This is a genomic window from Maribacter aquivivus, from assembly GCF_900142175.1.
GTDB classification, from domain to species: domain Bacteria; phylum Bacteroidota; class Bacteroidia; order Flavobacteriales; family Flavobacteriaceae; genus Maribacter; species Maribacter aquivivus.
The window spans coordinates 22,755-40,914 of record NZ_FQZX01000005.1; the positions used below are offsets into that span (position 1 = coordinate 22,755).

6 protein-coding genes are annotated in these 18,160 nt (G+C 36.0%); all 6 read right to left on the bottom strand.

Annotated features, from left to right (window positions below):
- Positions 1-88 precede the first annotated feature (88 nt).
- The 6 genes from BUC31_RS20180 to BUC31_RS18980 all read right to left on the bottom strand — a co-directional run bounded on the left by BUC31_RS20180 (position 89) and on the right by BUC31_RS18980 (position 18,064).
- Complete coding sequence (locus BUC31_RS20180; RefSeq protein WP_073247225.1) at positions 89-13,420, bottom strand: Calx-beta domain-containing protein; 13,332 nt, start codon at positions 13,418-13,420, stop codon at positions 89-91.
- Positions 13,420-13,701, bottom strand: a complete 282-nt coding sequence (locus tag BUC31_RS18960; RefSeq protein ID WP_073247227.1) for a hypothetical protein — start codon at positions 13,699-13,701, stop codon at positions 13,420-13,422. Before BUC31_RS18960 ends, BUC31_RS20180 begins: the two co-directional genes overlap by 1 nt.
- A 724-nt stretch (positions 13,702-14,425) precedes the next feature.
- Entirely contained in the window at positions 14,426-15,958 is a 1,533-nt protein-coding gene (locus BUC31_RS18965) for a cryptochrome/photolyase family protein (RefSeq protein WP_073247229.1), read from the bottom strand.
- A 27-nt stretch (positions 15,959-15,985) separates the two neighbouring features.
- Entirely contained in the window at positions 15,986-17,281 is a 1,296-nt protein-coding gene (locus BUC31_RS18970; RefSeq protein ID WP_073247231.1) for a DASH family cryptochrome, read from the bottom strand.
- On the bottom strand, positions 17,274-17,429 hold the full coding sequence (locus tag BUC31_RS18975) for a DUF2256 domain-containing protein (protein ID WP_073247233.1): 156 nt from the start codon (positions 17,427-17,429) through the stop codon (positions 17,274-17,276). Before BUC31_RS18975 ends, BUC31_RS18970 begins: the two co-directional genes overlap by 8 nt.
- Positions 17,429-18,064: a flavin reductase family protein gene (locus BUC31_RS18980; protein ID WP_073247235.1), complete on the bottom strand. Its 636-nt coding sequence runs from the start codon at positions 18,062-18,064 to the stop codon at positions 17,429-17,431. Before BUC31_RS18980 ends, BUC31_RS18975 begins: the two co-directional genes overlap by 1 nt.
- Positions 18,065-18,160 lie beyond the last annotated feature (96 nt).

Sequence of the window (18,160 nt, forward strand, 5' to 3'; positions counted from 1 at the left end):
GTAATTTATATCGGATATTTTTTGTCAATAAAAATAAAAATACCCCATCATTTTAATGATGAGGTATTATGAATTATATGTTTAAATTTTAATTAGTACCTAGGTAGATATACCCATTAATTGGTTCTAGAATGGTACCTGTATTTTTATCGGTAGCATTAATAATGTAATAGTAAGTACCAGTGGGTAACATTCCAGATTGTCCGAAAGAACCATCAGGAGATTCACCGCCCCAATCGTTTTGGTAATCTTTAACCTCAGCAATTTTAGTACCCCAACGGTTAAATATCATTACATCAAAACTAAATGCACAGTATTCTACACCCGTAATTTCAAAGAAATCATTAACACCATCACCGTTTGCGGTAACCGCCTTAGAAATAATAATATCACCTTTTCCACATGGTACACATTCCGTATCTACGATAACCGTAAAGTCAACATAGTATTTACATGTACCTTCAGTAGAACTGTACGCAATTTTATATTCACCAGGTTCATGGTTCATTGGGTCAAATATGTTTTGTTCTAAAACAACATCTCCTTCCAAGATTATAAACGTACCATTGCTGTCAAAATCTGCCGGCAGGTAATTCAATAAATCAATTGGCTCTTCTTCAATACAGATGTTAATTGTAATTTCTTGCAATTGAGGTTGAAGAACAAAAACAATTTGTTCAAAAGAAGCAGTGTTGCCACAAGAATCTGTAACATTCCAAGTTCTTATAATCATGTAATCATCAGAATCATCAGCTTGTTGCGTTTCTTCATTATAAACCACTTCAAAGTCACCACAGCCACCTGTGAATACCATTTCTGGTGCATCAGGAATATCATCACCACATATAATGGTAATTTCTTCTTCGTACGGCTGACTCATAATAGGTCCCGTGGGTTCTACAGTAATTACCTGAGTATGTTCTACCATGTTACCTGCGCAATCTGTGGCTGTCCAGGTTCTGGTGACCGTATATCCTAAAGCACAGTTTTCATCATTTGTAATCGTTTCTTCAAACGTTACATCAATGTTAGGCTCACAAGAATCTGTAGCCGTTAATGTAGTTGCATCTGGAACCATACCACATTCAACCGTCATGTCTTGAGGTAGCGTTTCATTGAAGGTCGGTGCAACCGTGTCTTCAATAGTAATTACTTGTGTATGTGTACGCACATTACCGACACAATCTGTAATAGTCCATGTTCTAGTAATGGTATATTCAGTAGCACATTCATCGTCTTGACCTTCAATTAATTCAGTATAATCTACCGTGATGGCACAATCGCTATCTGAAGTTATTACAAAAGCATCAGGTATAGCATCACATGCCTCAATAGTAATATCAGTTGGCCAGTCTTCATCACCATCATTATCGATAATGGTCACCGTAGCAATATTGTCAGATAAAATACCTACTATAGCACTTGAAATGTTCTCAAGAATTACATTGAACGTTTCTGGGTCTTCAATAAGGATATCATCAATAATAGGAATTACTATTGGTTGGGTGTTAGGGTTGGTACCACCAAATGTTAAGGTTTGCGAATTACGCGGAACACCCGTATAATCACTAGCATCTGTTGCAGAACCGTCTACGGTGTAGAATTCTACCGTAAATTCATCTTGAACATCTGCATTAAGAACCACATTTAAGGTAACCGTACCTGCATCTTCATTCACCTCAACAGAAGCAGTATCAAATTGAACACCGTATAAAGATGGGTCAGCATCATTATCTATAATATTTACGGTCGTTGTATCATTTGAAAGAATGCCTACAATAGGAGAGGAGATATCTTCAAGTACAATATTAAAGTTTTCTGTAAATTCAATTAAAGTATCATCGATAATAGAAATTACAATGGTCTGTGTATTGGAATTTGTACCACCAAATGTTAGCGTCTGCGTATCTTGAGGAACACCGGTATAATCATTACCATCTGTAGTGGTTACATCTACAGTATAATACTCTACCGTAAACTCATCTTGAACATCTGCATTAAGTACCACATCAATGGAAACTGTACCTGCATCTTCGTTTACATCAATTGAAGTAACATCGAATTCAACTCCATATATAGTAGGATCTGCATCGTCGTCTGTTATAGTACCTATAGCAGTATCATCGATCATGTTCAATAATGGATGTGATATAGTACCTAATGTAATATTAAGGTCTTCACTAAATTCTATCAATGCATCATTGATTATAGTAACCTCTACATTTTGAATGTCAGAATCAGTTGTACCAGCAGGGAATGTTACAACACCAGAAGTAGTAACAACAGAATAATCATCAGGAGAAATTGCGGTACCGTCTGTCACAGTAAATTCTACCGTAAATTCTTCTTGTATCGTTGGTCCTGTATATGAAACTTCAAAATTAGCCGTTCCGCTTGCAATATCTTCAGTAACAGTAAAATCGGCAACAGAAATTCCTTCACTTGCGTCTGGCAAGTCGTTATCTGTAATTGTACCAACTGCAGTATCATCGATCATGTTTACCAATGGATGAGATATGGCACCCAACGTAATATTTAAATCTTCGCTGTATTCCAATATTAGGTCATTGATAATGGTCACCTCTACAAGTTGGGTGTCATTATTGATAGTGCCTGCAGGAAAAGTTACATTACCTGAAGCTATAACGACCGTATAATCATCAGGGGAGATCGCAGAACCATCAGTTATCGTAAAGTCTACCGTAAATTCATCCTGTATGGTTAATCCTGTATATATGATTACAAAATCTGCGGTACCACTAGCTATATCTTCGGCAACCGTAAAGTCTGCCACAGAAATACCTTCACTAGCATCTGAAGCATCATCATTTATAATCACGCCCGTAGCGGTATTAGTGGTATCACCATCAACAAAACCGGTAACAAAACCATTATCCGTAGTTATGTTAGAAAGTACTACTGTAAAGTCTTCATCAGCTTCAATGATAGTTTCTTCGGTAATTTCAATAGTTATGGTCTGAGAGCTTACGGTATCTGTAAAGTCTAACGTACCATTAACCGGGGTAAAGTCTGCCAAATCAGCAGAACCTACGTTTGTAATATATTCTACCGTAACGGTTTCACCAGCAGGAATAACGCCTGTATAAGTTACCTCAAAAGTAATTTCAGTAGCATCTGCAGCAATATCACCTTCCTGTTCTGAGACCGTAAGTTGTGTAAACGCAATACCGTCACCTGGCAATGCATTATCATCATTAAGAATGATACCTGCCGCTGTGTTAGTAGTGTTACCATCTACAAAACCTGTAACAAAACCATTGTCAGTAGTCAGGTTAGAAAGTACAACGGTAAAGTTTTCATCTGCTTCAATAACAGTTTCCTCAGTAATGTCAACAGTAATAGTCTGTGATTTTACACCCTCTGTAAAAGTAACCGTACCAATAACCGGAGTAAAATCAGCAGCATCTGCAGAACCTAAGTTGGTTGTATATTCTACGGTTACGGTTTCACCTGCAGGTATAGTACCTGTGTATGTTACTTCAAAAGTAATTTCAGTAGCATCTGCAGCGGTATCACCTTCCAGTTCAGAAACTGTAAGCTGCGTAAATGCTACCCCGTCACCTGGTTGTGCATTATCATCGTTAAGAATAATGCCATTTGCCGTATTTGTAGGGTTGCCATCAACAAAACCGGTAACAAAACCATTATCAGTGGTAATGTTGGACAATAGAACGGTAAAGTCCTCATCGCCTTCTATAATGGTATCTTCGGTAATGTCTACCGTAATAGTTTGTGTGTTAACCGTATTTGTAAATGAGACGGTACCACTTGTAGGTGTAAAGTCGGCTGCATCAGCAGAACCTACATTAGTAATGTACTCTACAGTTACTGTCTCACCATCAGGAATAACGCCCGTATAAGTAACTTCAAAAATAATCTCGCTTGCATCTGCAGCAGTATTACCTTCTAATTCAGAAATATTAACCTGGGTAAACGCCACTCCGTCTCCTGGTAGTGCGTTATCATCGTTTATAATGATTCCTGTAGCTGTATTTGAAGTGTCTCCGTCAACAAATCCAGTAATGAATCCGTTTGCAGTAGTTAAATTAGAAAGAACTACAGAGAAATCTTCATCAGCTTCAATTACGGTATCTTCGGTCACCTCAATGGTAATTGTATGACTGTTAACACTATCTGTAAAGTCTATAGTTCCAATTACCGGTGTATAGTCAGTGATATCTGCAGAACCAACATTGGTAGTGTATTCTACCGTAACGGTTTCTCCTGCAGGAATAACCCCTGTATATGTCACCTCAAAAACTATTTCGGTTGCATCGATATTTGTATCGCCTTCAAGTTCAGAAACTGTAAGTTGCGTAAATGCTACCCCGTCGCCAGGTTGCGCATTGTCGTCATTAAGAATAACACCCGTGGCAAAACCATCTACAATATTTACTAGGGTAGTAGATATGCTCGTCAACGTAATGGTCAAATCTTCATTAGGTTCAATGATGTTGTCATTGATAATGGTCACTTGAACCTCTTGTGTGTCCGTCGTTGCGGTACCTGCCGGGAATGTTACGTTACCAGAGGCTACAACAACCGTATAGTCGTCACCTTCAATAGCAGAACCTTCTGTTATTGTGAAGTCTACCGTAAATTCATCTTGTACAGTAGGACCGGTATAGGTAATTACAAAATCGGTAGTGCCACCTGCAACATTTTCCAATACATTGAAATCTGCAACAGAAATACCGTCTCCTGCATTTGGAACATCATCATCATTGATAATACCATTGGCCGTTGAATTAGTAATAGGAACAAGAGGGTTGGTTGTGCTATTCAGTGTAACCGTATACGCTTCTTGCGGTTCCGTAATGTCATCGTTTAATATAGTAACTTCAATCTGTTTTACTTCATTGTCGTTTCCGTCAAAAGAAATAGTTCCGTTTGTAATGGCATTGAAATCCGAAGCCGTTGCAGTATCAAAATCAGTAGAGAAATCTACATCAAAACCAGTGGCGAAATCACCATTTAGGGTTACGTCAAAAATAGCTATAACTCCAGGTCCTTCAGTAACTATAACATCTGTTTGAACTATAGATATACCTGTAGTTCCTGGGATGTTATCATTGTCTGTAATGCTAATTGTACCTTGGTCGTCATTAATGTTTACCAGAGCATTTGAGAAATTAGAAAGATCTACAAATAAACTTTCTAATGTTTCTATAACCGTATCATCTGTAATAGGAACTGTTATTGGTAGTATTTCAGTATCACTGGTACCTGTGAAGTTTAATGTTCCAGAAATAGTTTGGTAATCACCAGGTTCTATTGCAGAGTCGTTATTGGTAGTGAAATCTAAGCTGATTCCGCCTTGAACTTTTCCTGTTAGCATCACATTTATAGTAGCCGTACCATCAGCTTCACTGACAATAATATCATCATTCTGGAATGAAATACCGTTACCCGCTATATTATCATTATCATTAATGGTACCTGTAGCAGTGTTTGTAGGTTGTTGATCTACAAAGCCAACTCCAATATTTGATTGTACATTGGAAAGTGTTAGATCAAAAACTTCTGTGTTCTCTATAAATGTGTCATCTATTATTGGTATGTCAATATCTATTGAACTTGTGTTTTCATCAAAAGAAATAGTACCTACGGTTTCCGTATAATCATCAGGATTATCTGCAGAATCATCAGCAGTAGCATAATCTACGCTAACGGTTTCTCCTGGTGCAATAGTACCGGTGAAAGTAACGGTGAATCTGGCAAAAGTATCGGTACCTTCTGTGACTATTACATTATTATCAGCAAAAGAAACACCTGTACCTGCAATGTTATCATTGTCGTTAATTGTACCTGTAGCTGTATTTGTTGGTTGCTCATCCAAGAACCCAACATTGATATTAGATTGTATATTGGACAATGTTATTGTAAAATCTTCTGATGGTTCAATAATAGTATCATCTAAAATTGGAACATCAATATTCACTGAATTTGTTGTGCTGTCAAATGAAACCGTACCCGTAGAAGAGATATAATCTCCTGGTTCTATGGCAGAATCATCATCTGTTGCATAGTCAACGGTAACTGTTTGCCCCGCGGCTATATTACCAGTGAAAGTAGCTGTAAATCTCGCAAATGTATCAGTCCCTTCGGTAACTATTACCACGTCGTTGGCAAAAGAAACACCCGTACTGCCAGGCACATTGTCATTATCCGTAATTTGAACGATACCCTCGCTATCGTTAATGGTAGGAGTGTTAGTACCACTGGTAAGTTGTACAAAGAATTGCTCCGTAGCTTCTATGATGTTATCATCATTGATGGTAATGGTTACCTGCTTAGTCTCATTATTTGTGCCAGCGAAGCTTACCGTACTAGTAGTAGCTACATAATCACCTGAACTCAAAGCAGAATCATCTGCAGTGTCATAGTTAATGGTAAAACCACCGGAAACGGTACCTGTATTTGTAATAATTAATGTTGCCGTACCAGCGTCTTCATTAACGGTAACATCAGAAATTTGAATTCCGATCGGGTTACCACTTTCACTAACGTAAATGTATTGTGTATGGCTAGTGCTGTTACCTGCACAATCATTGGTTGTCCAAGTTCTAATAATCGTATATGAAGTAGTAGTGTTATCACCAATATACGTTTCGCCAAAGGTAACTGTAGAATTAGAATCACAGTTGTCATTAGCAGAAAGTACTGGTGCTACAGGAATATTATCATGAGCAGCGTAAGAGTCTTGTGGTAAAGACTCATTAAAAGTTGGTGCCTCTTTATCTTCAATAGTAATTACTTGAGTGAAAGTATCACTTACTCTACCACAAGCATCGGTAAACGTCCAAGTATTGGTATATGTACCTTCTGTTGGACATGTACCTGACTGTACAAAATTACCTGCTGTTTTATGTAAGGTGAAATTACATGAAGCAGTTGCCGGTACCAAAGAGTTAGCATTGTTCAGTGCAGAAATATTATCACAAGCAACAGTTCTGTCTAATGCATTTGGTGCGGTAGACCAGTTTACTTGTGCCGGTTGTTCTACATCTATTATGGTAGGTGTATGCGTACCGATACCACAAGAATCTGTAGAAGAAGAACTACTCGTTGTAATTGGATCACCATTGATTGCACCACTGTATGTGGCTGTAGCCTGTAGTTCAAAACTAGCCGTACAAGCAGTCTCTAAAAAGTGGCAAGCCTCAATGATTTCAATATTGAAATCAAGGTCATAAGTATCACCCATATCGGTGAAACCATTTTGAGCTGTAAAAGTTAAGGTTCTAGTTGATGGGTCGTAAGAATGTGTTACCCCTGCTGGCAATGTACCTACATTCGCAAAATCAGCTTCAGTTGGTAACACCGTTGTAATCACCAAATCTTGAATATCATCATTACCAGTGTTGGTAACGTTTAGTGTTAAAGGTACTGTATCACCTGCATTGAAAGGTCCTGTTGCGTTTGTATTTAAACTTAAAGCACCTAAACTTGGTAGATAAACATCTACACTTAGGCCCATTAAATATAGACCGTAAGATTCTTGATCCGTTGTAATTTTAAAACGGGCAAAAGTCTGATCATTTTCTATATATCTATTGGAAGCATTTGCTAAAGGAAAAACAGTAGCATCAAAACCTAAGGTGTTAGTACTAGCAGCATTTCTATCCACATAATTTAGACCATCAATAGTAATTCGGCTATTAAAAAAGTTGTCTTCATCTCTTAACGTAGTAGATAATTTAGACCAGTTATTTGAAGTGTCATAAATTAATAATTGATCACCAGTAAGGTCACGGTCACCCTCTAATGCGCCTAACATTACATTTGCATTAATATTTCCGTTAGGAATAGTTTCAAAACCGCTAAAATTGAATTCTGTTTCACCTGCACCATCAGAAGCAAACGTGTGAACATAACCATCATATAGTGTGATGTTTTTAGGGTCAAGAGAAACATTTTCATATACAAAGACAATTTGCCATCCACCAGATGTACCGGTAACATTTGCAATACCGTGCGAACGTAAGTCCATTTCAGTAGCTTTTACGTTACCTACTTGATACGAACCAAAAGGAGTAGAAAGCGCATTTATATCATCGGTAATATCTTTAATACAAACATATGGGTCATTTTGAAAATGATCATTTCTTCCTCTATAAATAACCTCATCGGCAGAAACTGTTGTGTAAGAAGATTGACCAGGTAGCATTAATTTTACCTGATTGTAATTCCAAGATGGTTCAGTTGCGCTTCCACCGGTAGTGCCATCATATTCCTTATCTGCAGCAGCCCAGTATAGGTAAGCTTTTTTAATATTCAAACAGCTTAATGAAGGCTCAGGGTTAGCTAAATTGGCATTGGTAGAGTTAAATGTTGTTGGGTCAGAATCGATATCAACAAATACGTTATCATTGAAATCGTGGTTACCAGCTTCACCGTTATAATTACCAGTTGCATTTCTTGAAAGAACATTATTGGCTATCATTGTAAAATCACCATTAATACTACCAGAATAACGAATTTCAAAATCTTTTTTAAGGTTGGTGTCGTTTACAAATATGTTAACAACAGCTTCATCTTCAGATCCATTAGAATCTACTATTTTATACCTAAAAGAATCGTTACCATTGAATGAAGCACTAGGTAGGTATTCAAAATAGTCATCTGTAGCATCACCAGGAGTGCCATTGTCCATAAGTGTAACTGTACCGTTTATTGGGTTGTTTACTACTTGTAATGGATTGGTCGTAGCAGGTCCATCAAATCCATAATCATCATTATCAAGTACGGTAATATGTGCAGAGGTTTGATTTTGGAATACTACAAAAGAATCATTTACAGCAGTAGGTAAATGATTTATATCTGTAATAGTACCTATAGCTGTTGGGGTTGTTGCTGTTATTATATTAGGTGAAATTGAAGTTATTGTAAGCCTTAAAGTTTCATCACCTTCAATAAGTGCATCTTGTATAATTGTCACGGGAACTTGTATGGTTTCTGTTGCCGCACCCGTAAAATTAAGTGTACCGGTTAAGGTTGCCGAGTAGTCATTACCAGCTGTAGTGGTATTATCGGTAATTTCATAAGTTGCTGTAAAACCACCATTTACTGGGTTACCTGTGTAGGTGATATCAAAATTAGCGGTGGCATTAATTTCATCTTCTGTAAACCCTGTTACTTCAATAGTTCCGGTATCATCATTTGCAATAGTACCAATTGCATCTGCATTGGAAATTGTAATTTTAGTTGAAGAGGGATTTGAGATAGTTATCCTTAAATCTTCATTGTTTTCAATGAAATCATCACCCACAACATTAATCTGAACTGAACGTACTTCATTGTCTACTCCAGTAAATGTTAAAGTTCCTGTAGTTAATGGATCTGTAGTTAAGGTATAATCATCGGTAACAGTAGTTGAAATATCGGTAATGGCATAATCTAAAGTAAACCCACCATTAATTCTATCACCGGTATATGTAACATCGAAATTGATACCATTTGTTTGTTCTATAATACTAAAGCCAGCAACTGAAACTGCACCACCATCATCATCAGTAATAACACCTCTAGCTTGGTTGTTCAATAAGTTGATACCAACGTTTGAGCGAATGGCAACCAAGTTTACGAAGAAATCCTCTTCATTTTCAATTACATCATCACTAATGATTGGAACAACGATGTTTTGCGTTTTTGCGGTATTGGTGAAAACTAAAGTTTCTATGGTAGCATTAGGATTGAAATCTGTTGCGTTATTGGCAGTGCCATTGTTAACAAAGTAGTCAACTTCAATAGTTTCGCCCGTATCAATATCTCCGGTAAATTCTACAACAAAGGTTGCGGTTACATTGTCTGTAGGATCTCCTTCAACAACGGTTACCGTAGCATTTTGAAAATCTATACCACTTGTAGCACTATTATCATTATCTGTAATAGCACCGGTACCAGTTGGGTCTACAATGTTTATTAAAGAAGTGGACAGGTTTGAAAGTTGAATGTTTAAATCTTCGGTAGCTTCAATAAAACTATCCTCTAAAATATCAACAGTTACAGATTGATTGTTACCGTCTGTAGTATTTGCAGGAAAAGTTAATTGTCCGTTTAACAATGTTGATGGCGTCGTGGTATAATCTTTACCTTCAGAGGCAGTACCATCAGTAATGGCGTAATCTACGGTAAATTCATCTTGAACATCTGCACCTTCATATGTTACGGTAAATGTTGTAGTACCTGCATTTTCATCAACACTGAAATCTGATACACTTAAACCTGTTGTAGTTGTTTTAATATCATTATCCACAATAGTGGCAACAGCAGTACCATCTACTAAATTTATAAGTGTTGTAGATAGGTTGGATAATTCAATATTAAGAGTTTCATCATCCTCTATAACGGTATCATCTTCCACTATAAAACTAACATTGACAATGTCGCCGTCTTCTGTACCTGCGGGAAATGTAATTGTACCGTTAAGTTGTGGGTTGCCTCTGTAGTCAACTCCACTGGTTGCGGTATTTGGCGTAATGCTAAAATCTACAGTAAAAGATTCTTGAACAGTTGCACCTTGGTACATAACTACAAAATTTGCAGTACCTGCGTCTTCATCAACATTTATATCTGCAACATATAATCCTGTTGTGGTAGTCTTAATATCTTGGTCTATAATGGTACCGACCGCATCTGGGTCAACCAAATTTATTAATTGGGTAGATGAATTTGATAATTGAATAGTTAGGTTTTCATCACCTTCTATAATATCATCAGTTAAAAGTGTTATGGCTATATTTTGAAAATTACCTGAAATTGTACCGGCTGGGAAGGCAATGTTCCCTGTCATAGACGAAACAGTGTAATCTAAGTCTCTTATGGCCGAACCATTACTAATCGTATAATCTGCATTAAAAGCATCTTTTACATTACCACCACTATAAGTAACTACAAAGTTAGCTGTACCAAGATCTTCGTTTATTGAAAAATCAGCAACCGATAAACCTGTTGAAGTGTTTGTATCGTTATCTTCTATAACACCAGTGGCGTTACCATTAACAATAGATAAAGCGGTATTTGAAATCGTGGTTAATGCTATGCTAAAGCTTTCATCTCCTTCTACAATGGTATCATCTGTAATGGCAACGGTTAGATTTACGATGTCATTATTTTCAGTATTTGCAAGAAAAGTAATTTGACCGGTAGCTATGTTATAATCTGATCCAGAAGTTGCAGTATCGTCTGTAATTACATAATCAACGGTAAATGAATCTTGAACCGTAGGTCCTACATAGGTTACGGCAAAGCTTGTTGTGTTAACATCTTCTTCCACAGAAAAACCGGCAATTGAAATACCGTCACCGGCAGAAGGTGTATTTACATTCCTAATAGTTCCAATAGCGGTGTCCGAAATATCTCCTGCATTTGAAGACCCGTTGGTCATACCCAAGGTGAAATCTTCATCAACTTCAATAGTGTTATCATCTAAAGCTGGTATGGCTATGCTTGTGTTTAAGGTATTACTTGGTATTGAAAAACTGGTTAATGCCGTATAATCTGCACTTGTTGTAGAGTTATCTACGTAGGTTAGGTTAAAGCTTACCGCTTCATTAACAGCATGCGAAAGAGTTACGGCAAAATTTAGATTGTTACCTTCATCGGCAGAAGCATCTGCAATAGTAATGTTTGGTCTAATAAATAAATCTACTGGGTTAGAGTATGTATACGGAGTACACAGGTTCTCGCTATCCAAAGCGCTAAAACGATATTGATTTCCACTTTGGGTGCTAGTTATATTGGTTAGGGTAAGTGTTGTGGTGGTAGCACCTGAATACACTCCGCCATTAGCAATCGCTGACCAAGTAGCTCCATCATCTGTACTTACATCCCATTGGTAGGTAAGTCCGGTTCCACTGACAGCGGTCGTGTAAGTTACAGTGTCGCCTAAATTGGCAACTTCATCTGTAGGTTGTAATGTTATGTTTACATTTTGGAATGCAGTTGTTACTTTACTGTCGGTACCTGTATAACCACCTTGACCGATTACTAAACCTGTAGCGGTAACTGAAATAGGTGAAGAACCTAAATAATTATCATCATCAGGGTCAGTATGGCCAGCTTCTACAGCATCTGGGCAACCATCATTATCAGAATCGGAATCTAAGCTGTCTATAATAGAATCTCCATCCGCATCTCCCGATCCTTCATTAACATCGGTAATACCATCGTTATCATCATCCTCATCGACTAAATCGTTAATTCCATCAAAATCAGTATCCAAATCATCATCGGTGATTGTGATTTGACCTTCGTTGGCAGCAAAAACAATGTTTTGTGGCACATAGTTGGTCATTGTATTGGCATCTGGCGTGTATGAAGGAACTACGGTAAAAAATTCGGTAGGTTCAATAATCGTATCATCGATTACTCTGAAATTTCTTGAAAAGTTTTGAAGGTTTGAACCATTAAAATTTAAAAAAGCATCTTTTGTCTCGTCATAATCTAAATCCTTGATTGCCGAGTTGTCTGAGGTGTCGTAATAAATTCTAAAATTATCTTGAACTTCTCCGTTTAGTGTAAAGGTAATTCTAGCATTACCTACAGATTCTAATTCTGTAGTATTACTTAAATTAATAGTAGCTACATCATTGTCATGAATACGTAAGGCAGAGCGTTCTGTATTTATGCTGACTCTAGAAGGAGATGAACCATATTTTGTAGCTTCTGCTGCATTTCTAGATTTTACACCGTCAAACTCTTCAGAGGGTTCTACAATAGTATTGTTAATTGTAGGTATGGGTATAACTATTTCTGTTCCCGGTATTGAACCCGAAGGAAAAGTTACCGTCGTTGTAAAAGAGTTAAAATCGGAACCATCTGTCGCCGGACTCGTTGAGGTAGGGTCTGTTTCTGTAGAAAAATCAATGTTATAGGCATCTTCAATACCAACATATTGTTGACCGCCAGTATTTGTTCCGTTAGATAATCTTAATATATATTGTATTTCACCACCTTCTGTAATATCGTAATTGCCACCTGTTACATAAGCTACATCAGTATCTATAACGGTACCTGTAGCTGTAGCATCTGAAAATGAATACGTACCAGAAGGATCACTCAAGGTTAACGTAAAGTCTTGTTGAGTGTCTTCAACCCAGTCATCATCTAAAGCTTCAACCGTAAATGTTCTGCTTGTACTTAACAAAAAGCTAAGTGTCACCGAATTAGGTCCATTAAAGTCTGCGGCTATTGCACTTCCTGGCGTATATGCTATATCAAAAGTGTAGTTACCCGTTAGTGGTGTACTAGAAGTTACTGTAAAAGTCATATTAGACCCTTCGTCAGCACTTGCGTCAGAAACAGAAAATGTCTGTGCCATTACATCTGCAGAACCAAAAAAGAACCACAAGACAAATAACAACATTGTCGATTTTATGAAAGTAGAATTCTTCATTATTGATTCTTTGTATTAGTTGAAAATGTACTGTTTGAAAAAGTAAAGTGAGTTGAAACTGTAATAGGGATATTTGAAAATGTATTTTTTCCAAACACCGTCTCTATTGAATTATGAGAAAGGTCAACCTGATGAGCACTTTTATTGTTCTTCACCATATGGGCAAAATTGTATCCTTCGGAATAAAGAACCGAAGATGCCTGCCATCCAAATTCAGGATAGGCAGAAGTTAAATTTCTGTAAAGGGTGATGATGTTGTTAGAAGTGTCAATTGACTTCATAATAATGGTTAAGTTTAATTCTTACTATTAATCCTTAACCTTATCAAAAATGATTGCAAGTTGTTTGCAAAACATTATTGGCTAGCAGGTTAAGAAAAGTTTTTAGAACAGATTTGGGATCTAATTCTGATGTAAAATTAGCACCTAACTGTTTAAAAACTAAATTTTATAGTCCACACGGTGTCATTCGTCGATGAACATACGTTGACAAAATAACGATGATACCTAATGAATATTTAATTCTTGTTGTGAAGCCTTGTTAATCTGTGGTAATTAGTTTGTAATCTGTTTCTTTCATTTTTTATTAAATAATTTTTTGTTTAAATATTTAATAAAAATAAATAACTGATAATCAGGATGTTAAATTTATTTGGCTGTATAAAGAAGCTGAAAGTTTAAACAAAAGGTATTTTTCACACTTAATGTGTAATTGTTGTAGACTGTTAAAATTGTAGTAAAAGAAGTGGGTATAATCACTTAAAGCAGGGAGATGCATTTTATCGATAAAATCAATGTTTTCAGCTGATTAGCGATGATTGTAAAGTTAATAATTAAAATTTAAAAGTGTTTTTTTTAATGAATTTAAACTAAACAAAAACACCTTTTCATAATTATGAAAAGGTGTTTTCTTTATATAGGCGCTCTCGCGGAATGTTCTAATTATTTACGGTTCAAAAGTATGATTTAGACTATTTTGAGGTGTTAATTTTATTTTAAATTACCATTAAATTGTGTCTAGATTTTCAATGATATGAGCAGCTCTTTCTTGAATTTCGGCAAGCTTATTCCCGTCCATTTTATTTAAAAGTGCCATCATCATGTTCATACGTTGGTTGTCTTTAAAATGTTCTCTTTTTTCAGATAGAAAATTCCAATAAAGGGAATTAAAAGGACACGCTTTTTCACCAATTTTTTTAGTATGACTATAGTGGCAATTACCGCAATAATTACTCATTTTATTAATGTAATTAGCACTACTTACATAAGGTTTTGTTGCTACGATACCACCATCGGCAAACTGGCTCATACCTCTAGTATTGGTAATTTCAACCCATTCTATGGCATCTATATAAACGCCTAAATACCATTTATCTACTTCATTTGGGTCTATTTGTGTTAGTAAAGAAAAATTACCAATGACCATAAGGCGTTGTATATGATGAGCATAAGAAGCATCTAAACTTTGACCAATGGCTTTGTTTAGGCAATTCATTTTTGTATTTCCCGTCCAGAAGAAATCTGGTAATTTATTAGTGTTTTTTAAGGTGTTTAATTGTTTGTACTGAGGCATTTCTTTCCAATAAATACCCCTCATATATTCTCTCCAGCCTAATATTTGCCTGATAAATCCTTCTACTTGCGATATATTTATATCGGTAGTTTTATCATAAAAATGGTTTAAAACAGCATCTATAACTTCTTTAGGCGATAATATTTTAGCATTCATGGCGAAAGATAATCTAGAATGAAAAAGAAACTTCTCGTCATCGTGCATAGCATCTTGGTAATCGCCAAAATGCGGTAAAAGTTCTTTACAGAAAAAGTCTAAAGTGCTCAAACATTCTTCTCTAGTTACAGGCCAAGCAAATGATTCTGAATCTATTTTACCCATTGTTTGCACATTTGCATTCTTAAGAAGCTCAATGATTTCTTCTACATTTTTAATGAATTCTTTTTCTTTGGGTATAGGTGGTTGTCCTTTCCATTTATTTCTATTGCTTTGATCGTAATTCCATTTGCCGCCTTCCGGTTGATTATTTTGCACCATTATGTCGTGCTTTTTACGCATCATTCTATAAAAGCTTTCCATGACCATTTGCTTTTTACCGGTATAAAAATCTTTCAGCTCAGTTCTGGTCGTATAAAAATGCTCGGTATCGTAATAATCATTAGCGATATCTAAAGAACTACAAATTTGTTGCAGCTGTTGGTCAAGTCTATATTCGTCTGGCAGTTGATACTCGAATTTATCAGCCTTAGTTTCGGCAATTGTTCTTGAAATAATTAGCTCTAAATCTTGAGGGTTGTTTTTATCATTTAGTTGATAATAAATGAAATTATGACCTTTTGCAGAAAGGTCTTCTTTAAAACTTCGCATTGCTAGAAAGAATGCGGTCACTTTTTGAATGTGGTGTTTAACATAATCGGTCTCTTGCCTCATTTCAGCTATCACATAAGTGATGTCATCATTTACTGAGGAAAACCACGAATGATTTTGATTTAATTGGTCACCTAAAATTAAGCGTACTATTTTCATTTTCTTATTTCTTATTTGGTGTTTAGGTTAGAACAATGTCTCTTGTAACCATAACCTTTGATATTTACCTGCAGCGTCATACCTTTCAGCTTGACCTTTAATATTAAATTTTCGGTTTCTGGGATCATTACCTACTCCGCTAGCGTACATCCAATTTCCCCAATTGCTGTGCACATCATAGTCAATCAACATACTTTCAAAATAAGCAGCACCAATTCGCCAATCTTGCTCTAGTTCTTTAGACCAAAAACTAGCCACATTTTGTCTGCCTCTATTGCTCATCCATCCGGTTTCTAATAGTTCTTTCATGTTGGCATTTACAAAGGGTTCTTTAGTTAAACCATTGATCCAAGTGTGTTTATCTTTTTCATTGGTTTTTGGATTATAAGTACTAATTAGAATACCGCCCAACTTAAAAATTGCATCCTGGTGTTTTAGTGAAACATATTTAAAGTAATCTCTCCAAATCAATTCAAAAATTAACCAATAGGTATCTTGATTTTTAATTATTTCACGCTCGAACTTTTTAATTTCCCAGTAAATTGTTCTTGGCGAGATACTGCCATTTGCTAGCCAAGCAGATAATTTAGAACTGTAATCTATACCAATTAATCCGTTTCTGGTTTTCTTATAGAACCCTAGTTTTTTGGTTTCCCAAAAGTAATTTTGAACTCTCTTGATCGCCTCTAATTCTCCGCCTTCAAAAGGAAAAGCACTATTTACATGTGTAGAGAAATTAGTGAGTCCAAGTTCTTTTAATGAGGGTATTTCAGTTTTATTAAGCACTAAATTTTCATCAGGTAATTTAGGTGGTAGTTCGGCAATAGGTCTTACATGGCAAATCTCTTCACACTTTTTTCTGAAGTTTGTAAAAATATCTGGTATAGATTTAAAGTCATCAAAAGGTATGTCATTTGGGTGATATAAAAATTGATCATACACCTCATTGAATTTGACATCAGAAGGTACTTTTTTCTTTATGTCATTCAGTATCAAAAGCTCATCTCTTGTCCATTCTTTTTGCAAGAAGACAGTATCAATTGTATGATTCTCTATTAGGTTAGATAGGTAATCTGCCGAATTACCTTGGTAAACAAAAAGTGGGATATTTAGTTGTTCAAGTTCTTCTTTTAGGTGCTGTACAGTTTCTAATAGAAATTTTGCCCTGTACTTTTCTGTTCTTTTGAATCCGAATTCATCAGTTTCAAAGAAAGAAGATTCAAAACAATAGAAGCCTATAACCTTATGGCCTTTCATAGCTTTAACAAGCGATGAATTATCACGAACCCGTAAGTCGTTTCTAAACCAGATTAAATTATTCATGAATTTCGGTTTTCAATTTATTACGTCTACATTTCTCTCCGCAGTACTTTACATCGTCCCAATTACGTTCCCATTTTTTGCGCCACGAAAATGGTTTACTGCAAGTAGCGCAAATTTTTGTTTGTAGATTTACTTTTTTATGTGCCACTATAATATAAGTTTACTGGGTTCGTCTGGTTTTGCATAAGCAAATCGTGCTAAAAGTTGAGGTAGGGCATAAGCATCTAAGCCATTGATGGTAACAGTATTTACTTTATCTAACTGCAACCAACCGTCATCGTGTAAAATCTCATCCGGTATATAAACATGTTCAATAGCACCAATTATTAATAGACAACCATTCTCTTTAATTTCATATTCGTTTACATAGCTGCAACCCAATTTAATAGCGCTTTCTTTTACGTACGGAGCTTGAAAATTATCTAAATAAGATTCGGTTAAATTGGTTTTTGAAAACTCTGAAATATCTTCGTCATAACTAGCTGCAGAATGGTGTGCATCTTTAATAATAGCTTCGTTAACCTGGTTGACCGTGAAGAATCCACTTTCTTTAAAGTTGGCATAGGTATTTCTTTTAACGGTTAATGGTCTAAGAATAAACCCCAGCATAGGTGGTGTACTGCCAATATGAATCACAGAATTGAAAATTGCCAAATTACTAATGCCGCTACCAGATTTAGAACCTAATAGGTTGGCAGATTTATAACCAGTGCAACTATTAATTAAATGAGCTCTGTATCTACTAGGCATTTTACCTAGTTCTTCTTTACTAAAATGTTTCAAGATGTGTATTTTGTTTAACAAAAATAATTAAAAATTAAACAGATATGAGCTCAATAAAGAAAATGATTAGTTTAGTTTATCACTTTATACAGGAAA

Coding starts and splice junctions, on each gene's coding strand:
- BUC31_RS20180 (WP_073247225.1), bottom strand. CDS start 13,420: ATGAAGAATTCTACTTTCATAAAATCGACAATGTTGTTATTTGTCTTG.
- BUC31_RS18960 (WP_073247227.1), bottom strand. CDS start 13,701: ATGAAGTCAATTGACACTTCTAACAACATCATCACCCTTTACAGAAAT.
- BUC31_RS18965 (WP_073247229.1), bottom strand. CDS start 15,958: ATGAAAATAGTACGCTTAATTTTAGGTGACCAATTAAATCAAAATCAT.
- BUC31_RS18970 (WP_073247231.1), bottom strand. CDS start 17,281: ATGAATAATTTAATCTGGTTTAGAAACGACTTACGGGTTCGTGATAAT.